The 19,473-nt window shown below is 60.9% G+C and carries 14 protein-coding genes; 5 read left to right on the forward strand and 9 right to left on the reverse strand.

Annotation, left to right across the window (positions count from 1 at the left end; genetic code table 11):
- Nucleotides 1-54: 54 nt before the first annotated feature.
- Nucleotides 55-1,245 (forward strand): ROK family protein, encoded by a 1,191-nt coding sequence (locus ABIE28_RS17495; RefSeq protein ID WP_354065144.1) that lies wholly within the window; start codon nucleotides 55-57, stop codon nucleotides 1,243-1,245.
- Here the strand turns inward: ABIE28_RS17495 and ABIE28_RS17500 are convergent, their stop codons facing one another.
- Together ABIE28_RS17500 and ABIE28_RS17505 are read right to left on the reverse strand one after the other, a co-directional pair.
- Nucleotides 1,246-2,487, reverse strand: a complete 1,242-nt coding sequence (locus ABIE28_RS17500) for a class II D-tagatose-bisphosphate aldolase non-catalytic subunit (protein WP_354065146.1) — start codon at nucleotides 2,485-2,487, stop codon at nucleotides 1,246-1,248. It lies immediately after the preceding gene.
- Nucleotides 2,484-3,452 (reverse strand): sugar kinase, encoded by a 969-nt coding sequence (locus ABIE28_RS17505; protein WP_354065148.1) that lies wholly within the window; start codon nucleotides 3,450-3,452, stop codon nucleotides 2,484-2,486. The genes ABIE28_RS17500 and ABIE28_RS17505 overlap by 4 nt, the downstream gene beginning before the upstream one ends.
- 145 nt (nucleotides 3,453-3,597) lie before the next feature.
- Between ABIE28_RS17505 and ABIE28_RS17510 the strand changes: the two genes are divergently transcribed.
- On the forward strand, nucleotides 3,598-4,623 hold the full coding sequence (locus ABIE28_RS17510; RefSeq protein WP_354066477.1) for a LacI family DNA-binding transcriptional regulator: 1,026 nt from the start codon (nucleotides 3,598-3,600) through the stop codon (nucleotides 4,621-4,623).
- 9 nt (nucleotides 4,624-4,632) lie between these two features.
- Here ABIE28_RS17510 and ABIE28_RS17515 read toward each other — a convergent pair whose 3' ends face one another.
- The 4 genes from ABIE28_RS17515 to ABIE28_RS17530 form a co-directional block, all read right to left on the reverse strand.
- Nucleotides 4,633-5,382 (reverse strand): ATP-binding cassette domain-containing protein, encoded by a 750-nt coding sequence (locus tag ABIE28_RS17515; RefSeq protein WP_354065150.1) that lies wholly within the window; start codon nucleotides 5,380-5,382, stop codon nucleotides 4,633-4,635.
- The gene (locus ABIE28_RS17520; protein WP_354065152.1) at nucleotides 5,375-6,439 is read right to left on the reverse strand and encodes an ABC transporter permease subunit; all 1,065 of its coding nucleotides are present in this window, start codon (nucleotides 6,437-6,439) and stop codon (nucleotides 5,375-5,377) included. The genes ABIE28_RS17515 and ABIE28_RS17520 overlap by 8 nt, the downstream gene beginning before the upstream one ends.
- Before the next feature lie 108 nt (nucleotides 6,440-6,547).
- Nucleotides 6,548-7,540: an ABC transporter substrate-binding protein gene (locus ABIE28_RS17525; protein ID WP_354065154.1), complete on the reverse strand. Its 993-nt coding sequence runs from the start codon at nucleotides 7,538-7,540 to the stop codon at nucleotides 6,548-6,550.
- A 418-nt stretch (nucleotides 7,541-7,958) separates the two neighbouring features.
- The gene (locus ABIE28_RS17530) at nucleotides 7,959-8,858 is read right to left on the reverse strand and encodes a sugar-binding transcriptional regulator (protein WP_354065156.1); all 900 of its coding nucleotides are present in this window, start codon (nucleotides 8,856-8,858) and stop codon (nucleotides 7,959-7,961) included.
- Nucleotides 8,859-9,037: 179 nt separating this feature from the next.
- Between ABIE28_RS17530 and ABIE28_RS17535 the strand changes: the two genes are divergently transcribed.
- The 3 genes from ABIE28_RS17535 (at nucleotide 9,038) to ABIE28_RS17545 (ending at nucleotide 15,877) form a co-directional block, all read left to right on the forward strand.
- Complete coding sequence (locus ABIE28_RS17535) at nucleotides 9,038-9,952, forward strand: tagatose-bisphosphate aldolase (protein WP_354065158.1); 915 nt, start codon at nucleotides 9,038-9,040, stop codon at nucleotides 9,950-9,952.
- Nucleotides 9,953-9,970: 18 nt separating this feature from the next.
- On the forward strand, nucleotides 9,971-11,383 hold the full coding sequence (locus tag ABIE28_RS17540) for an ROK family protein (RefSeq protein ID WP_354065160.1): 1,413 nt from the start codon (nucleotides 9,971-9,973) through the stop codon (nucleotides 11,381-11,383).
- 1,365 nt (nucleotides 11,384-12,748) lie between these two features.
- Entirely contained in the window at nucleotides 12,749-15,877 is a 3,129-nt protein-coding gene (locus ABIE28_RS17545) for an AsmA family protein (RefSeq protein ID WP_354065162.1), read from the forward strand.
- A 596-nt stretch (nucleotides 15,878-16,473) separates the two neighbouring features.
- Here ABIE28_RS17545 and ABIE28_RS17550 read toward each other — a convergent pair.
- The 3 genes from ABIE28_RS17550 to ABIE28_RS17560 form a co-directional block, all read right to left on the reverse strand.
- Entirely contained in the window at nucleotides 16,474-17,241 is a 768-nt protein-coding gene (locus ABIE28_RS17550; protein ID WP_354065164.1) for an amino acid ABC transporter ATP-binding protein, read from the reverse strand.
- Nucleotides 17,234-18,016: an amino acid ABC transporter permease gene (locus ABIE28_RS17555; protein WP_354065166.1), complete on the reverse strand. Its 783-nt coding sequence runs from the start codon at nucleotides 18,014-18,016 to the stop codon at nucleotides 17,234-17,236. The genes ABIE28_RS17550 and ABIE28_RS17555 overlap by 8 nt, the downstream gene beginning before the upstream one ends.
- A gap of 288 nt (nucleotides 18,017-18,304) precedes the next feature.
- The gene (locus ABIE28_RS17560) at nucleotides 18,305-19,465 is read right to left on the reverse strand and encodes an amino acid ABC transporter permease (protein WP_354065168.1); all 1,161 of its coding nucleotides are present in this window, start codon (nucleotides 19,463-19,465) and stop codon (nucleotides 18,305-18,307) included.
- Nucleotides 19,466-19,473: the final 8 nt, after the last annotated feature.

Here is a 19,473-nt window from a genome sequence, read left to right on the forward strand (position 1 = left end):
TTGTGCTGTCAACAGGTCTGCGCTAACTGGCTGAGCGAGGGTTGGGACAAAGCCATGGCGAACCAGTCGCTGGTGCGACACATCAATGAACGGCGGCTGCTGGCTATTTTGCGCGTGACCGGCCCGGTGCCGCGCGCCGAGCTGGCGCGGCGGCTGTCGCTGACGCGGGCCTCGGTGACCGGGATGATCGATGATCTGCTGGCACGCCGCATGGTGCGCGAAAGCCGGAGCAGCGATGATCCTGCGACGCGGCGCGATGTGGGGCGGCCGGGGGTCGATATCGCGATTGATCCGACGGGCGCCTATTTTCTCGGCGTCGAGATCGGCGTTGGCGTGCTGCGCTTTGCGCTGATGGATCTGGCGGCGGGCGTTGTCGAGACGGCGGCGCAGCCGATTGATCGCAAGAGTTCGCCGGAACAGGTGATCGACCTGATTGCCGCAAAGCTCGCCAGCCTGCGCGAGAACCGCCTCTACCGCGCCAGCATAAGGGCAATGGTGGTGACGGTGCCGGGGCTGGTGCGGCGCGACGGGCATGTGGTCAATCTGCCGATCCTGGGGTGGAAGGATGTTAACCTCACGCCGCTGATCGCCGACCGGATCGACCTGCCCTGCCATATCGAAAACAACGCCAATGCCACCGCGTTCGGGCACATCTATTCCGATCCACGGCCACATCATGGCGTCGTGGTTTATCTCAAGCTCGGCACCGGTTGTGGCGGCGCGGTGATCATCGACGACAAGCTGCTGCGCGGCGGCAATGGGCTAGGCACTGAGTTCGGGCATTTGCGCATTGCGACGGATGGACCACTGTGCAGTTGCGGGCAGCGCGGGTGCCTTGAAACCTTCGTCAATCTCAAGGCGCTGCAGCGCTACGCGACCAATAAGGATGTCGATGAAGGCGCGACCGATCCGGACCTGCCAGCGCAGGTTGCGGCAGCGCTGGTGACGGGCGATCCCGATGCCGAGCGGGCCGTTACGACGCTCTCCGGACACCTGACCGATGGGCTGGTCGACATCACCAGTATTTTTGATCCCGACGAGATCGTGCTGGGCGGGGCAATGTTGCCGATACTTGATGCCGTCGTGGCGCGGGTCGGACCACCGCTCAACCGGCGCATGGTGCCTGGCATGAGCATGCCGCGCCTCAGTGTGTCGCGGATCGGCGCGTTTGAATGCGCGATCGGAGCGGCGGCGCTGGCGCATCACGAAGAGTTCGACCTGTCCAATCTCGATTTGCGGACCTGATCAGCCGCAGGCTGATCGGTATTTGGTGACCACCGCACCGACTGCCTGCTGCATGAAGCGGGTCGGCAGGTCGGTGGTGTCATCGGTGTCGACCAGATTGAATCCGTATTGGGCGACGAGGCCGGGCTCGTGACGCACTGCGGCAAGATTTTCGGTCAGGCGTTGCAGGGCGGACTGGATGGCTGGGTTGGGCCAGTAATAGCGCACCCGATCGCTGAGGCCGTAGAGCAGCATGCGGCTTTCGCGGTCGTCGGGAGCGACATAGGCGCGCCAGTGTTTTGGATCGCGGTGCATCTCGTCGGTGATGGTCTGGACGAAGTTTGATGGCTTCGGGAGATCGAGCGCAGTTTCGAGCGCGGCAAGCGCGATTATTGCCTGACGATAGGCGAAGGTCAGCTCGGGGCCGACCTTGAGGATGGCGAAGTGATTGGCCACCAGACCCGCCAGCGCGTCGCTAGGTTGGTAGTCGGTGGAGTGGGCCTCAAACACAATGTTGGGCAGGTCGAGGATGGATTTCGACAAGACCGATGCTGCAGGGAGATCGAAGCGGAAGACCTGATCATTGCCGAAGTCGACGCCGGGCTGCACGACGACGCCGATGACGCGATCGAAGGCGGCGTTGAGGCCGGCTTTGGCGAACGCTGCACGGTGGAGATCGACGGTGGCACGGGCGGCGTCAGGTTTCGTCACGGCGAGTGCGGAGAGCGTTTCGGTTTCGCCACCGGGAACCGGGACCTCGGTGCCGATGATGTAGTGGAGCGGTCCTGAGGCGTTGGCTTCGGCGACGGCGCAGAGTTCGGCGGCACGGGCGGCCATGGTGGCTTCGGACAGCGTGCCATCGTCGGCGCAGGCCATGGAGGCGTCGAGGTGGATTTTGGTGAAGCCGGCGCGGACGTAGTCGGCGACCATGGTTTTGGCTTTGTCCATCGCCTCGGCGGCGGGTCGCGACTTCCATGGATTGGGGCCGAGATGGTCACCGCCCAAGGTGATGCGGGCCGGATCGACCCCGGCGCGATGCGCCAGATCTTCGACGAAGCGGCGGAAATTGGCGGGGGTCATGCCGGTATAGCCGCCGTCTTGATTGACCTGATTGCAGGTGGCTTCGATCAGGATCGGGTCGGCGCTATCGCGATAGGCGGTAAGGATAGCGGTGAGGGTTTGCGGATGCGCCGTGCAGTAGGACGGCTGGCCGATGGATTGGCCGGCGCGGTTGGCGGCGACGAGGGCGGCAAAGTCGATCATGGCTGCGCCTCGAGAAAACGCTTGATATCAGCGAGAGTGGAGTTGCCTTCCATGGGCCCGACCTTGCCGACGGCCAGGGCCCCGGCGGCATTGGCGAGGTGCAGGGCGCGGGCGAAATCGGCGCCGCTGACAATCGAGGCGACGAAGGTGGCGCAGAAGCAGTCGCCGGCGCCGGTCGGGTCGAGCACGTCTACCTTGTGCGCTGTCACGGAGAGGATAGTGCCATCTGCATTGCGGCCGGTGCTGCCAATCGCGCCGCGTTTGAGCACGACATATTTGACGCCACTGGCGATCAGTTTGGTCGAGAAGTCTTCAAAACTTTCGCCGGGAAACAGGACCGCCGCGTCATCGTCGCTGGGCAGGAAATAGGTGGCGATGCCGGTGAGCTGCCGGACGGCGGCGAGGTAAACCGGATCGCCAAGCAGTTCCTTGCGCACATTGGGGTCGAAGGAAATCTCAACATCTGCTGCGTGCAGTGCGGTGCAGATTTCGAGCGCGGCGGCGCACATGGCTGGATTGCCGAGCGTTGAGCCGGAGATGTGGAACACGGTGATGCCGGCGGCGAGCAGGGCGGCGATGGCCTCCTGCCCGGTGGGGAAATGGGCGGCGGCCGAGTGGGCGATGTTGAAGACGAAATCCCGACTGCCGTCCTTGTTGTAGCTGACAAAGGCCGACCCGGTGGGCACGCCTTTGATGGTTCGGATCAGCGTATTGGCGACGTCGACCGATTCCAGCCGGTTGCGCAGCACCTGGCCAAAAGCGTCGTCGCCCACTGCCCCGGAAAAGATCGTGGTTGCGCCCATGCGCGCGGCCTGATCAATGAAAATACCCGGAGCGCCGCTGGCAAAGGGCCCGACATAGGGCGCAGCGCGGACATTGTGACCGTCCTGCTCGAGGCAGACGAACTCCACCAGCAGTTCGCCCAGCGATCCGATCACTGGTGGTTTGGGTTCATTGGCGTTCATTGATAATTATTCCGCGTAAAAATTTTCATTAGCGCGCGTCAAATGATGTTTGACAGGGCGGGGGCGGAGTGCCAGCAAGAAGGCTGTGGCGCTGACCGTTGGGCGCTGGAGTTGACCGCCGATGACGACCAAGCAAATCCGCACCATGGAAGAGTTCGCCAAGGCCGTGGGCCTGTCGCGGCCGACCGTGTCGAAGTATTTTCAGGACGCGAGTTCGGTGCGGGTGAAGGTGCGCGAAAAGATCGAGGCCGGGCTGGCCGAAACCGGCTTTCGGCCCAATATTTTTGCGGTCAATCTCAACCGTCGGCGCTCCAAGATCATCGGCCTGATTTTTCCCAGTTCGCTGGATTCGTTCTATATGGGCCTGCGCCGACAGATCGAAGCCGAGGCCAGCGCGGCGGGTTATCTGACCTTTGTGTTCAGCTCTGACGGCAAGGCCGAGCTTGAGGCTGAGGCCATCGAGAGCCTCACCGCGCTCAATGTGGCCGGGGTCATCATGGCGCCTGTCGCCATCGGCAAGCAGAAGATCCACCACGACAAGATCAAGGCGCTGGCGCGCAACATTCCCATCGTTTTCATCGACGCGCCGTTCGACGAGGAAGAAGCGTTCATCGGCACCAACAATGCCCAGAGCATGGCGCTGATCACCGACTATCTGACACGGCTTGGCGATCGGCCGGCCTATTTCGACATGCCTTGGGTGACCACCAATGGCATCGAGCGGCGCACTGCCTATGCGGCGACCATGGAGCGGCGCGGGCTTGAGCCGCTGTTTATCGAGCTTGAACCGGCCGACACCTGGGATTTTGAGCGCACGGCGTTCGACCAGACCAACACGATCCTGTCGCGCGGCGGTTTTCCCAGCAAGATCATCCTCTGCGCCAATGACCGCGTGGCCTTTGGCGTCTTGGCGGCGGTCAATCAGGCAGGGCTCAAGGTGGGCATCGGCCCTGATTGCGACCTGCGGGTCGCGGGTCACGATAACCAGCCGTTCAGCGACTATATCTGGCCGCCGCTGACGACGGTGTCGCAGAACACGACGGAGATGGGTCGATTGGCGATTACCCTGCTGCTGTCCAAACTCGATAGCAGCAGGGTGTTTGAAGATCCGCGGATGCAGGGCCATCATATTCTGCTCAATGCCGAACTGGTGCTGCGCGCATCGGCCTAGATGGGCGGCCTAGCCGCCCACCATCAGCTTGACCACTTCGTCATGCGTCGTTTCGGAGATCTTGCGCTCGCCCGCCTGCACGCCGCGCCGCAGCACGACGATGCGGTCGGACACGGCAAAGATGTCCTGCAGATTGTGCGAGATAAAAATCACGCCACGACCCTGCGCCTTAAGCTGATGGATCAATGACACCACCTTGCGCTGTTCCGGCACGCCGAGCGCGGCCGTGGGTTCGTCCATGATCAGGATCTGGGCGTCCCAATAAACGGCACGACCGATGGCGACGGCCTGACGTTGGCCACCCGAGAAGTTGCTGACCGGGGCTTCCATGCGGTTCACATGGAAATCGAGCAGCGCCATGGTCGACTTGGCTGCGTCAGCCATCTTCTTGCGGTCGAGCACCGGCAGGAAGCCAAAGGCTTTGCGCATCGGTTCGCGGCCGAGGAAGATATTGGCGCCGATGGAGAGATTATCGGCCAGGGCCAGGTCCTGGTAGATGGTCTCGATGCCCTTGTCGCGCGCCTCTTGTGGCGTCGAAAAGCTCACCGGCTCACCCCGCAGACGAATTTCGCCGGAGGAGGGTTTGTAGACGCCCGAGATGGCCTTGATCAGCGTGGTCTTGCCCGCGCCATTATCACCGGCAAGCGCCACCACTTCACCGGGTCGCACGACCATGGAGAAATCGCGAAGCGCCTGCACTGCGGCAAAGTTCTTGGACAGATTGCGGATATCGAGCAGCGGCTCAGCAGTATTACTCATCGAGGCGACCTCCGCTGAACCGGCGTTGTGCCTGGTCGATCAGAACCGAAATGATGATGACGACGCCGACACTGATGAACTGCCAGAACGGCTCGACATTGACGAAAACCAGACCGTACTGGATGACCGCGATCACCAGCGCCCCGGCGAGCGTGCCGAAGATGGTGCCCGAGCCACCAAAGAGGCTGGCGCCACCGATGACCACCGCCGCAACGCTATCGAGCAGCAGGGGTTCGCCGGCCTGTGCGGCACCGGCACTGAAGCGGGCCGAATAGAGCACGCCGGCGAGACCGGCGCACATGGCGGAGAGGATATAGAGGCGCAGCAGATGCCACTTGATGTCGATACCGGCGCGGCGTGCCGCCTGGGCATTGGCGCCGATGGCGTAGTTGTGCTGGCCGAACCGGGTCTGGCTGAGTAGGTAATGCATCACCAGAACGAAGATCAGCGTGACGATGACGACGTAGGGAATGTTGAAGATACGGCCATTGCCCAGGGCCGCGAAGAACTCGTTCTTGACCGGAACAGTCGTGCCACCGGCGAGCAGGAAGGCCACGCCGCGCGCCACGCCGAACATGCCCAGCGTGCCGATAAACGGCGGCACACGCAGCCGGGACACCAGTAGGCCGTTGACCGTCCCGGGAATACCAGCGACCAGAATGGCGACCAGCGCGCCGAACAGCACGGCCATTGGTGCGCCCATCATCGGGGCGGCCCAGTTGATCACATGGGCAGCGACAACGGCGGCCAGCCCCATGATGAAGCCGAGCGACAGATCGATACCGCCGGAGATGATGACGAAGGTCTGGCCCGTTGCCAGCAACATGGGGGCGACCGCAAAGACGGCGATCGACTGCAGGTTGAACGGGTTGAGAATGAAGGTGCCACCAAAGCTCAGCCGGGCCCAGGCTTCAAAGCCCAGCACCAGAGCGGCCAGGAACAGCCAGGCCCGCAGATCGGCAATACGTTGCAAAGTGGATTTGGCGCGGTCAGCGTGGTCGGCCTGGGGCGCGACGTGACCTTGGGCAGGGGAACCCTGCGTGTCCGGAGCAGTCATTGAGTAGTACCTCGTTGGGCATTGCCACGCTCAAGGCCAAAGCCACGGGCGTAAGACGAGTCCAAGCCCAGCCCCTCCGAAGAGGAACCGGGCCGGGAGGGACGCGCTTTATTCGGTGTAGAGGTACTTGGCGATGTCAGGATCGGCGATGTTGGACTTGTCCATGATGGTAAAGCCCGTACCGATATTGACCGGGATCGACTGGCCGGTGAGGTGGGCATAAGCCGACACCACGCCGTAGTAACCGATTTCGGCTGGATGCTGGGCAATGGCCACGTCGACCAGACCCGTATTAATGTTGTCGACGATGCTGGTTGGTGCGTCGAAGGCAACAACCTTGATCGTGCCTGTCTGGCCGGCCTGCTGCACGCCATTGGCGGCACCGAGCGCAGAGAACAGATTGGCCCCGAACACGCCCTTGAGATCGGCGTTACGGGCGAACACGGCCTGCACCTGGCTGGCAGCGTTGTTGGCGTCGTTCTTGTTGAACTGGGTTTCGAGCACTTCCACCTTGGGGAAGTTCTCTTTCATTTCCAGCTTGAAGCCGGCTTCACGCTGGTCGGTGGTGGAAATGCCAGGGTTGACGTTGGACACGAAAACCTTGCCTTCGCCACCGATGGCATTGGCCAGAGCGCGGGCAGCGATACGGCCGCCGAGCACGTTGTCGGATGCGATGTAGGAGAGCGGGAAGTCCGCTTCGCCAGCGCCGGTCTGGTAGCTGCCGGTGCCGATAAAGGTATCAACGGTGATGACCGGAATACCGGCTTCGTTGGCCTTGCGCAGAGGTTCGATGAGCTGGGTGGTATCGGTCGGCGCGATCAGGATGGCATCGGGCTTGCGCGCGATAACGGCATCGAGCACGGGCACCTGAACCACCGGATTGAACTCTGGACCGCCCTGGAACACCAGCTCGACACCCAGCGCTTCGGCCGCAGCCTCGGCGCCACGGCGCATGGTGATGTAGAAGCCGTCAGTGGTCAGGCCCGGGATCAGGGCGATGGTGAACTTCTTGTCCTGCGCATGGGCTGGCAGAATGCCGACACCCATCGTGGTGACGAGTGCAGCAGCGGCTACCGCCTTGAGAATAGAACGACGCTCCATGGATTCCTCCCTCATTGAGCTGTTCGTTGACAGTCATTCGGCTGGACAAAAAATTTGTTTATCCAGTTAACATATCTCATCCCGACGCAACGAAATCGTCAAGTGAAATTTTCTTCTGCAATTTACTTCACATCGAGACACGTCATGTCAAGCCCGCGATAAAGCGGGTGGCACGGTCCGGTGATCGGCAAATCTCCTCAACGACACGACCTCGCGCCGCCATTCCTCTGTGGTCCCGGTTGCTCCGGTGATCCACCTGCATAGGACTCCACGGCGCGGCGTCACTGTCAACAGATTAGTGCGCGCAAATATCAAATTTTACGCGGTGAAAGATTCGGGTGTATTTGATGACGGGCACGACAAAGCCACCGCCGCCCTGTTGGGGGGGCGGTCGGTGCGGCCAATGGCAGGCGCGATGTTAGCCGGTGATCTGGAGGATTGCTTCGGCGGTGCGGGCGTCGGTGACCAGGGCGCTGATGAAGCCAGCCTTGGCGGCGCCGAAAATGGCACCGGCTTTGTTCTCGCCAGCCGCCACGCCGATGACCAGCGGCGCCTTGCGCAGCTGAGCGACGGAGGCAGCGATCATGCGGGCCTCGCCCTCCCACTCGATCAGCGTGCCATTGCGGTCGAAATAGTGGCGGATCACGTCGCCCGCCGCATCACTCAGCAATTGCTCGCTGGGCGTCGCGGCGCTGGCTTCGGGGGCATTGACGGCATGCGGCAGACCGACGCCGACGATGGCAGCATCGATGCGATCCCATAGGGCCACGCTATCGGCGATAGCCGGGTCGGCAAGGAAAGCGGCACGGGTTTCGGCCGATGGCAGATACGGCGCGTGAATGAAATGGGGCGTGCCGCCCATATGCTCGGCGGCAAGGCGGACGAATTCGTTGACCTGGAAATGGGGGGCGTGCTGCTGCATGCCGCCGGTTGCCGGCACGGTGATGACGCCCGGCAGGGAGGGCAATCCGGTCTGCATGACGGCACTGACCGCCCGGCCCCAGCCGATTGCCAAAACCGAGCCAACGCCCAATCCAGCATCGCGCAGCACGTCGCCCAAAGGCGCCGCCAAAGCTTCGAGCACACCGGCCGGTGGCGCGTCGATCACCGCTGCGCGCTTCAGCCCCAAAGCCGCCACCAGCCGATCGCGCAGCGCTTCAGGCGCGACGATATCGCGGATCTCGATGCGCACGATGCCTTCGGCCCGGGCGCGCTGCAGCAGACGTGAAATGGTCGCCGTCGACACGCCCATGCGGCGCGCGATCTCGACCTGGCTCATGTCGCTCTCGTAATGCAGCTTGGCGACCGCATGCATCATGGAGCGGGAAACCCCAGCATCCCCGGGTTGCAAAGACAGCTTGAAATTCCTTTCAGCAATGTGTTACACATCACTCAACGATAGAGCGTTATCGCCCAAACCCCATCGATAGGCAATTGCCGCGCAAAACCCATTTTGCGTGCCAGGCGCCTTGCTGCCCAAATTTTGAGGAGAATTTCATGGCGCGCATGACAACAGCCGAAAGACGTGGCTACCACCAGATCTGCGGGCGCGACGGCGCGATGATGGTCATTGCCTGTGACCAGCGCGGCGGCATGCGGACCCTTTTGGCCGCCGACCCGGAGGCGCAGGCCAAGATCGGCAATGACGTACTGGGCAATACGAAGGCCGACATTACCAGCTATCTGGCCAGCGAAGCCTCCTGCGTATTGGTTGATCCGATCTGCGCCGTGCCGCAAGTGGTCGATGAGGGCGTGCTGCGCCGTGACACCGCCCTACTGATCGGGCTCGATGCCTCCGGCTGGGACGTATCGCCCGAAGGCTACCGCATTTCCAAGATGGTCGATGGCATTACCGCCCGCACCGTGCGCCAGTTTGGCGGCACCGGCGGCAAGATCATGATCTATCTGCGCTCCGACACACCCGCTGCAAACACAGCCAATATGGCAACGCTAGAACGCGTCATCGCCGACTTCGCCAGCGAAGACCTGCTGCTGGTGGTCGAATTCCTGACCTATGCGCTCGAAGGCGAAAGCAAGGAAGCTTATGCAGCCAAGATCCCCGAACTGATCCAAGGCGGCACCCGCCTTTGCCTTGATGTCGGCTCGAAAGTTCTCAAGCTGCCCTATCCAGGGTCGCCAGAATCCTGCGCCGCAGTCACCAAGATGTGTGGTGACGTGCCATGGGCAATCCTGTCGGCTGGCGTGGACCACGCAACCTTCTTGCAACAGGTCGAGATCGCCATGCACAATGGCGCGTCTGGCGTTATCGCCGGACGGTCGCTGTGGAAGGACTGCATTTCGCTCGACCGGGCCGTGACCCGCGAGCGGTTGCAGACCATTGCGGTGCCGCGCCTGCGTGAAATTCAGGCGGTCATCGCGCGCTATAGCCGGGAAAACCGGCAGGTTGCCTGATCGATCGGGGAGGTCGTCATGGGCACAACGGCAATTGGCGTCGATATCGGCGGCACGCATGTGCGCGCCGCCAGGGTGAGCGACAAAGGCAGCATTCTGGCCAGCGCGCGCGCCCCAAGTTCTTCCGATCCCGCAGCCGTGCTGGCCACCACGGTTGCCTTGATCGGGCAGGTGATGGACAGCGGTGTCACCGGCATTGGCGTTGGCGTGCCCGGACGGGTGGACAGCACTAGTGCTGCTGTCTTGTCGGGCGGTTATGTCGATCTATCAAAACTCCCCTTCGCGCAGCTTTTGCGCGAAGCGACCGGTCTTGACGTCGTGCTGGAAAACGACTGCAGCATGGCTCTGCTGGGCGAAGCGGCCTTCGGCGCCGGGCGCGGCAAGCAGAATATCGTCATGCTAACCATCGGCACCGGCATTGGCGGCGCCGCACTCGAACACGGCCATCTGATGCGCGGCCGCAGCGCGGCCGGGCAGCTTGGCCATCTCGTCGTCGAACCCAATGGTCGGCTCTGTGCCTGCGGGCGGCATGGCTGCGTTGAAACCCTGAGTTCGGGCACGGCCTTTGGTCGCCATGTCATTGAGGCCGGGCTACCTGTTGGCACCAGCGCCGATAGCCTGCTCGCAGCGCGTGATGCGGGCGATGAAGTCGCCAGCGCCGTTCTACTGGCTTGGGCCGGCCCATTGCGCCGTGCCGTCGACAGTCTGGTCGCAACGCTTGATCCCGATCTCGTCATTCTCGGCGGCGGCATGGGCAAACAGGCGGTTGCAGCCTTGAGTGCCATTGCACCGGAAGCATGTTGGTATGACAGCCCCGTTGTGGCTGCAGAACTGGGCGATGATGCGGGCGTGATCGGCGCTGCGCAATGCGCGATGGACCGGCTTTCGGGCCCCAAGGGCAAGCGGGCCATTCTGGTCAATGGCGTGCCTGCCAGCGGCAAGAGCCGGGTGGCGCATGCTTTGTCGGAACGTACCGGCTGGCCGCTGCTGACGCTAGACACCATCAAGAACCCGTTTTTGGAAGTCATTGAGGGCGTCGATCGGCCGTTCAACCGCACCTTGGGCAAAGCCAGCTACAAGGCCATCTGGTCGCTAGTGGCCGATGCACCCGCCGGAACGACGGTTATCGTCGATGCCTGGTTCGGATTCCAGCCGCGCGAAGTACTGGACGATTATCTCGCCATGGCCGGCGTTACCGAAACGCTTGAACTCTGGTGCCACGCGCCGCCCAACACCATTGTCGACCGCTACGCCGCCCGGCTCGGCGACCGCCTGCCCGGCCACCCCGGCGCGGCCTACCTACCCGAGCTCGGCGACCTGGCCGCCCGCGCCACTCCTCTGGATCGCGGCCCAACGCGCCGCATCGACACCACCGAGCCTACAGACTTCGGCACCGTCAGCGCCTGGATCGCAGAAAACTGGGTGGGGTAAAACGGCCCAAAAAAGATGATCTGGCAACGCACGCGGCAACAACAGCCACGTGCGTTTTACCGTGCCGTTGCTGCCCGTTTGAACTGATGTTCAATCTAACAAAAAGAAGAAATGGCGCGCCGGTCCGAGTAAAGCACGAACACCTATTAAATTGAAGTCAAAAGGTAATCTGCCAGCACTCACTTAGAGCGCCCGTATTTCTGCATAGCTTTGGTCTGCAAGCGCTCTGAAATAGCGACCAAGGCAGATTGCGGTCTCGGTAGTGGGGTGCTTTGTGGTGCAATTCTGATGACTCTGGACGAACTGCCATTTCGTTGCCCAGCGGTATTCATGATGCAGAACTCCACAAATGCACGATCGACTATGCTACCCGATCAGTGCAGCTGGTCTTGAAGTTATGGGTGAGCCGCTCTGAACAGATGGAGGCGTGTCGCCCAGCCATTATCGATTTGACTGGGCTGCATTTTTGGATCGTCCAGCCGCCAGATCCTCACTATCCAGGTAATGATGCGTGCTTGGTTGTCGACGCTGGTGAGGTCTGCACTCTGGAGAGCCCGCCCGCAATCCACTTACCTGAAGTGCCGCAAACGGCATTTGTGAACTGAATTTATGTCCGTGAATGGAATGCGTTCATGTATGTGGCAGCCGAAATCCGCGGACCATCGCTCGACAGGACTTGAACAAGATCACACGGCGGCAATCGACTAGGATACAGTCGGTTAACAACTGCTTTTGGGATGAATGCCAGTTCCTTCATGGGACCCGCAATGGGGTCGGTTACCGACAGAGAGCTTTCGGCGATCAGGATGTCAATAGCGGACGGAGACGACAGCGGATCCGCAGCGTGACTCCGACAGCAGGAAGCGTCCCAGATGCCTAGCTTTATCGAACCTATGAGACCGCCGTCGCACCGTGCCCCTTGGCAGGGAGCTCCAGTGGCGCAGTTTCCCGCACACAACATTGTGGGCACCAATAGGTCGTTTCAGCTTCTCCTTCGAAAGGATAGCCATGCACTGACGACGCAGAGCCTTGAGGGCCGCCACGCGTAGTATGTATCGTTGGCCCAAGCAGCGGTTCGCTTGCGCCACGTTGCATGAATTCTGCATCACGCAACCCTTGCCCGTCGATGATCCGATGGCATATGCGGCGCTGCTCGGATGAGCCAGCGCCGGGCGTTCACCAGTAGCTCTGAAATCGAAGCCGGGTTCGCTTATGATCGATCTCCTAAAGGCCCTCAGGCGCCCAATCAGTGGTTAACGAATTAGATCGTCATTTGCGGTAGTGCTGACTAAGCACCGTGACCCGATCCCAATCGTAGGCAGTCGGTAGACCTCGTTCATTCGCCTTAATGCCGGAGGCGCCGACATGAAGAAAATAGCTGTGGTCGTGGGATCTCTTACCCTGGCGCTTGCGGCTCTGGTATTTGTATTGCCTCTGGCAATCAATTCCACCGCGCTGAGGACGGCGCTTGCCGACCAGTTGTCTCGCGCCTCTGGTGCAACGATTGCCCTCAATGGGCCGCTCCATTTTTCCGTGGTGCCCGACTTTGGCATCGTCGTCGAAGACTTCGCCTATACGGCTGAGGATGGCTCCCTCGCGATGACAGCCGCGCGATCAGTCGCATCGGTCGCCCCACTGGCGCTTTTCTCTGGCCAGATCCAGATTACCGGGATCGAGATACGGAGCCCCCGCATTGTTCTGTCCGCCGGCGCCGGCAACAGGGAGGCCAAACCACAAGAGGCCGGGACTGACGACATCTTCCGGGTGCTTGCCGGATATCTGGAGAAGGTCTCGATCGATCATATCGTGGTCACCGAGGGCGAGGTGTCGCAGGACCAAGCCGGGATAATCGCCGCCATTGCCAGTGACATTGACGTGCGGCTTTCCTTCCCCGGCATCAGCATGCCTGCCTCGATTGCCGTGTCCGGCGTCATGGACGGCAACCGAATGGAGGTCGGCGCCGAGATCGGCTCACTGCGCGACCTGCTGGTGCGGCAACCCGCCACGTTCTCCATTTCGGCCAAGGCGTCTCAGCCGGTGCATCCGGCGCTCGCCGACGTCAAGGCATCGGGCAATATTCAGCTGGCTGAAGACGGCAGCTATCGCGTAACCGGCGGCGAAATCGACAGCATGGGTCAAAAGATGCAGCTGGACGCCAGCTATGTCCCGGGCGAGCGACCCACTATCGTTGCCCGCGTCAAAGCCGGTATCCTCTCTTATGCGGATTTCCAACCCACACAGGCAGGTGAAGCGCCGGCGGCCACTGCCCCCGGCACTGCACCGTCCGGCGGCCCCGACCTCTCGGCGCTGAAAGCGCTGGATGCCGATCTGGAGCTACATGCCGAGGCACTGCAGGTGGGTGACGCTGTCGCGCACGATGTTGTCTTCGCCGCGCGGCTCCAGGAAGGCCGCCTCGTCTCGACCGTAGACTCAGCCAGCATTGCCGGCGGCAGCCTCGTCGCGAGCGTCGCCCTGGATGCCAATGCCACCCCCTCCGTCGCCAGCGGCTCACTCAATCTTTTATCCATCGACATCGAACAGCTCGCCGCGCTGCTGGGCCAGCAATCGCCTCTGACGGGTCAGCTGTCCTCCGAACTCCAGTATGCCTTCAAAGGCCTGGATGGGACGGCAATTCGAAATTCACTCAACCTGCGGGGATCGGTTTCGCTCGCCGACGGCAAAGTCGATGTGCCCCAGCTTGCCTCCATCGCCGGCCAGGGCGCGGGTGTAGTGGACGCGCTGCAGGCCAGCGTTCGGATCGAGGATATCCGCCAGCCACTCAGCGCCTCCGGATCGGCGCGCTGGAACGGCGAAGCCGTGACCTTTTCAACCTCGCTCACGCCGACCCAGCTCCTGTGGGAGCAACCGGGCGCCGTGGTATTCGACCTCAAGTCCCAACGGGTCACTGCCAGTTTCTCCGGCACGGTCACGCCTACCGGCCAGGTGAGTGGCAAAGCCGACATCGCAACGCCATCGCTGACCCGCGCGCTGGGCTGGCTGGGACAGTCGGTCGGAAGCCCACTGGGTCAGTTTGCTTTTTCTGGCGGCATCTCGGCAGGCAGTGACCAGTTCGCCATGACCGACGCAACAATCCGTCTCGATGACATTCGAGCCAATGGCTCCCTGTCCGTTGCGATGGCGGGCAAGCCGAGCATCACCGCATCCCTGTCGGTTGATACACTCGATCTTCGCACGCTGACCGGCGGCGGCAGGGCAGCTTCGGCCTCGTCGGCATCCGGCCCCGCAGCAATCGACTTGTCCGTGTTGCGGTTGTTCAATGCCGACATTCGCTTTTCAGCGAACCAGTTAGCCTATGGCGACGTGAAGGTGGGGCCGACCACGGCCACGCTGTCGGTCGCGGAGGGTGTTGCCAAGCTCAACATACCGCCGGCGGGCTTTTACGAAGGCATCATCACCGCCAACGTCACGGCCAATGGTGCCGGTAATGTTCCGTCCATCGATGTCGCCGCCGCCATGGAGAACGTGCAGGCGCTGCCGCTGTTGTCGGACGCCGCCGGTTTTGGGCAGATCGAGGGGCAACTCAAGGCGAGCATCCAGGTGAGCGGCGCCGGGGGCGATAGCCAGGCCTTCGCCCGCTCGCTCAATGGTCCGGTCAATGTCGTGGTGACGAATGGGGCACTGCGCGGTATCGACGTTGCAAGCCTGGTTCGAAATGTGCGCTCCCTGATCGGCTCCGGCTATTCCCAGGACGCCAGTACCAAGACCGAATTCTCCGAACTGTCCGTGGCGGTCAACATTGCTAATGGCGTCGCCAAGGCAGAAACCATCCGCGTGCTCGGTCCGTTTGTCCGAATGAGTGGCACAGGCAGCGTCGATCTGGCCGCCCAGACCATAGACATTCGCCTGGACCCACGCGTGGTGGGCTCCCTGGACGGACAAGGCGGTGACTTCGACGTCTCCGGTCTCGGGATGCCGATCATCATCAATGGACCGCTATCGGGTCCCAGCATCTATCCAGACCTTTCCGCTATTCTGGCCGATCCCAGCCGGGCACTGCAGGCCCTGTCACAGCTGGGCGTCGACGTCGGTGGCCTGACCGGCGGTGCGTCTGACGTAATCGAGGGCCTCGGCGGCGAGACGGGCGGACTAAGAGATGAAGGTCTGCGTGACACAATCGGCCAATTGATTGGCGGCCAGGGACTGTCTGGGGACGCTAACACGCCACCAACTGAACAGACGTTCTTAAACTCGGTTCTCGGCGGGATCCTGAGGCAGCAGGTTTCGGGCTCTGACGCGCCGAGCGAGATTGCGCCGCCTCCAATGGAGAGTACCGCCTTGCTAGCGCCGCAGTCCGTGAACATCATGCTTCCCAGGCCGGATCCAAGGGAGCCAGGACGTTTGGCCCCCCTTCCGCCAACGCCATTGGCGCCAGCGGGCGACGTAACAGACCTCATGGCACCGCAAGTCACGCCTCCCACGGATGACCTCGGGCAAGATTTGATCGAAGGCCTGATCAATCAGCTGAGTATGTAAGGAAATCGTCGCCACGCAGTTTGGGCTATTACCGTCTCGGCGTAGGGACGAGGTAGAGCTAGCTAGATAAGGCTTCGCTGAATATACCAGTGGCGCGAAGGAGCGCCCATAGACTGGGTATGCCCTCTAGGCCGTGCTGGCCGATACAATCCGAACCGCATGGAGGTCGCGTATTCATAACTAAGGCAGTAAGTCTGGATGCATCCGAGCTTCTTAAACAAGTCGGGGAACTCGTTCAGCCTCAGCACTTCCCAATGCCCTTGTCCGCTTAAGAAAGGACCACTATGCATGAAAATGTGCCTAGCTGCCTGCCGACTTCCGACGTCATCCCGGTCTTTACTACCTAAGCCAGAGATTCTAAGAGCTGCCATTCCTTCGCTGACAAGATCAACACCGCCCGCCATCTCGGACGTTCGGCTGTGCTTGAAAGCTGCAAATGCAGGTTGGATATTATTGTCTCATTAGACCGACTATTTTTGGGTGCGAGCCTCAAGCTTAAACCTTAGTGCTCAACCTGATCCGTGAATGCCAGCAGTGCGAAGCATTTGTCACATTGCTTGCTCTGCACGTTTCAACGCGTGGCGAAATAGGACAGGCTAATGCCCGATCACCTGCTTAAGGAACGTTTTGCTGCGTTCATGTTGGGGATTGGTGAAGAACTCATTGGGGGTGCTTGTTTCGACGATAGAACCACGGTCCATGAAGACTACCCGGTCGGCAACGTTGCGGGCAAAGCCCATTTCGTGGGTGACAATGGCCATCGTCATGCCGTCGCCGGCGAGCTCTTCCATCACGTCGAGGACCTCCTTGATCATCTCGGGATCAAGTGCCGATGTGGGTTCGTCGAACAGCACTATGTCGGGCTCCATGCAAAGCGCTCGGGCAATCGCCACGCGCTGCTGCTGACCGCCTGACATCTGGCCGGGATACTTTTGGGCTTGATCTGCGATGCGTACGCGCTCGAGATAGCGCATAGCCAGCTCTCGCGCGCGTTCCTCGGACACGCCGAGGTTGACGCGTGGAGAAATGGTCAGATTTTCTAGCACGGTCATGTGAGGGAAAAGACCGAAGTTCTGGAACACCATGCCGACCTTGCGACGAATTTGGCGGATCGTCCGAAGATTGTCGGTCAGCTCGACGCCATCGACAAGAATCTGCCCCGCATCATGGCATTCCAGCCGGTTGATGCAACGAACAAGCGTCGACTTACCCGAACCAGAGGGACCGCAGATAACAACACGCTCGCTGCGGGCAATTTTGAGGTCTACGCCTCGCAGGGCGTGAAAGTTGTTATAGACCTTCTCGACACCGATCATCTTTATGGCGGGTTCGCCGTGGCCCTGCGTGGTGGTTTTATCAGACATCGTGATTTCTCCTGTTGCGACCGCGCTCATGGGATTGGCCGAACATCGACACGCTGTAGCAAATCACCCAAAAGACGAGGCCGACGAAAAGATAGCCCTCGGTGAAGAAGCCGGCCCAATCTGGGTTCTGCGCCGCGTTCTGTACGATACCAAGTAGGTCAAAGACGCCCACGACCAGCACAATGGTACTGCTTTTGAACAAGGCAATGAAAATACCGACCATGGCCGGCAACACGTTTGATAAGGCCTGTGGAAGAATGATCGTCCGCATTTTGTTCCAATAGCCAAAGCCCAGCGCGTCAGCGGCTTCGAACTGCAGGCGACCGATACTGAGCAATCCGCCCCGTATCACCTCGGCAAGATAGGCAGCCGCATAGAGAATGATACCTGCCATGACGGCATAGAAAAGTGGCACCGTGCTCCCGGCCGGCAACATTAACGGCAGTAACAGCGTGGCCATGAACAGAACGCCAAGCAGCGGCACACCGCGCCAGACTTCGATGTAAATAGTGCTGAGAATACGAATAAGCGGCATGTTGGAACGACGCCCAAGCGCAAGCAACACACCAATTGGCAGCGACAGCAGAATGCCAAGTCCACCAACGACGAGCGTGACCAGCAAACCACCCCACTGATTAGCAGCCACGAAACGCAGACCAAAGAACCCGCCATGCAGCGCCGCCAGCGTAAAGAAGGGGCCCAGCACAATGAGAACCGAGCCAAACAGCTGCCGCCTAGGCATGGTCTTCCAGAGATAGACGACGATGGCGGCCAAGACCGGTAGCCCGAAACCAACCAAGACGCGCCACTGCTCGGCCAACGGATAGTTACCGAAGGTAAAGCGGTTGAGATGAACCTTGATGAAGACCCAACATGCCCCGCCGCTTGTACAATCGGCGGCGGTCTGACCAACGAAGTCCGCGTTGAAAACTAGCCAGCTAAGCGCTGGCGCAAAATAAAGCCAAGACAACCAAGCGAGCAGAACCAGTACGACGAGACTGGTCGGCGAGGTTAGCATGCGGCGCATACCGGGGCTAAGGCGCGGTGAGGTTAATTGCATCGCTCAGCGTCCAGGAATTGCAAATCTGCGGCTGTAAAGATTGATCAGCAAGGCGAAGACGAGACTGATCGTGAGGTAAGTGCCCAGTGTGATGACCACGACTTCGATGCCCTGACCGGTTTGAACGAGCACCGTGCTCCAGAACACCTGCATGAGTTCGGGATAGCCAATAGCGGCACCGAGCGAGGTGTCCTTAATGATGTTGAGCACCGAGCCCGTATAGGGCGGTAGGATCACACGTGCTGCCTGCGGGATAACCACGTAGCGGTACATCTTGCCCGACGTGAACGTCAGCGCTTCCGCCGCTTCGTACTGCACTTTCTCAACCGACTGGATACCCGACCGCACGATCTCAGCAATAAACGCACTTTGGTAGAGTGTCAGGCAGAACCAGAGCGCCACTAGTTCGGGCAGCATACGTAGCCCGCCGCGATAGGTCAGCCCCGATAGTGCGGGAGTTTCCCAAGTGAGTTGGGACATGCCGACCCAGAAACCTACGACAATTGAGACTGCGGTCACGGAAAGCAGCACCCTACCCGGAACACGACTGGCATTGCCACGTCTGAACCACGCGATAAAGGCGCCAACGCCGACAGCGAACAGCATTGCGACCAGCCCCAGAACCACGCCATTGGCAGAGGCATCCAGCGATGGGCGCGGCAGGTAAAGGCCACGTCGATTGAGCACAACATCGCCCAAGACCAAGCTTTCGCGCACGACGGGCAACATTGTCAGCGTGACATAGTACCAGAATAGCAAATGCAGCAGCAGCGGGATGTTCCGGTTGAACTCGACGAAAACCTTTCCCAGCAGCGCGAAGAGCGGATTTTTCGATACCCGCATTAAACCGATAACAAAGCCGAGGATCGTCGCCGTGACGATTGCGAGCCCTGCCACCAAAAGAGTGTTGAGCAACGCCACCTTGAACGCATCGAAATAGGTGGAGCTGTCGCTGTGCTCGATCAGCGCCTGCCCGATGCCGAAATGGCCTTCACGGCTTAGGAAATCAAAACCGGAACTGATACCCAAGCGAGAAAGATTGGCCGATACCGTCTGTACAGCGCTCCCGATCAGAAAAGCGAGTGCGGCCAGTACCAGGCCCTGGAAAACCAGGGCCCGGAATCGAGGACTATAGAGCAATCCGGTGATTGTCTTATCGGCCATTCTATAGG

It is taken from the genome of Devosia sp. 2618, assembly GCF_040546815.1.
GTDB lineage: Bacteria > Pseudomonadota > Alphaproteobacteria > Rhizobiales > Devosiaceae > Devosia.

What these genes read in the sequence shown, in the direction of transcription:
- ABIE28_RS17505 (WP_354065148.1), bottom strand. Translation starts at nt 3,452, where the DNA reads ATGAACGCCAATGAACCCAAACCACCAGTGATCGGATCGCTGGGCGAA.
- ABIE28_RS17545 (WP_354065162.1), top strand. Translation starts at nt 12,749, where the DNA reads ATGAAGAAAATAGCTGTGGTCGTGGGATCTCTTACCCTGGCGCTTGCG.
- ABIE28_RS17560 (WP_354065168.1), bottom strand. Translation starts at nt 19,465, where the DNA reads ATGGCCGATAAGACAATCACCGGATTGCTCTATAGTCCTCGATTCCGG.
- ABIE28_RS17510 (WP_354066477.1), top strand. Translation starts at nt 3,598, where the DNA reads ATGGAAGAGTTCGCCAAGGCCGTGGGCCTGTCGCGGCCGACCGTGTCG.
- ABIE28_RS17530 (WP_354065156.1), bottom strand. Translation starts at nt 8,858, where the DNA reads ATGATGCATGCGGTCGCCAAGCTGCATTACGAGAGCGACATGAGCCAG.
- ABIE28_RS17515 (WP_354065150.1), bottom strand. Translation starts at nt 5,382, where the DNA reads ATGAGTAATACTGCTGAGCCGCTGCTCGATATCCGCAATCTGTCCAAG.
- ABIE28_RS17535 (WP_354065158.1), top strand. Translation starts at nt 9,038, where the DNA reads ATGGCGCGCATGACAACAGCCGAAAGACGTGGCTACCACCAGATCTGC.
- ABIE28_RS17550 (WP_354065164.1), bottom strand. Translation starts at nt 17,241, where the DNA reads ATGTCTGATAAAACCACCACGCAGGGCCACGGCGAACCCGCCATAAAG.
- ABIE28_RS17495 (WP_354065144.1), top strand. Translation starts at nt 55, where the DNA reads ATGGCGAACCAGTCGCTGGTGCGACACATCAATGAACGGCGGCTGCTG.
- ABIE28_RS17520 (WP_354065152.1), bottom strand. Translation starts at nt 6,439, where the DNA reads ATGACTGCTCCGGACACGCAGGGTTCCCCTGCCCAAGGTCACGTCGCG.
- ABIE28_RS17500 (WP_354065146.1), bottom strand. Translation starts at nt 2,487, where the DNA reads ATGATCGACTTTGCCGCCCTCGTCGCCGCCAACCGCGCCGGCCAATCC.
- ABIE28_RS17540 (WP_354065160.1), top strand. Translation starts at nt 9,971, where the DNA reads ATGGGCACAACGGCAATTGGCGTCGATATCGGCGGCACGCATGTGCGC.
- ABIE28_RS17525 (WP_354065154.1), bottom strand. Translation starts at nt 7,540, where the DNA reads ATGGAGCGTCGTTCTATTCTCAAGGCGGTAGCCGCTGCTGCACTCGTC.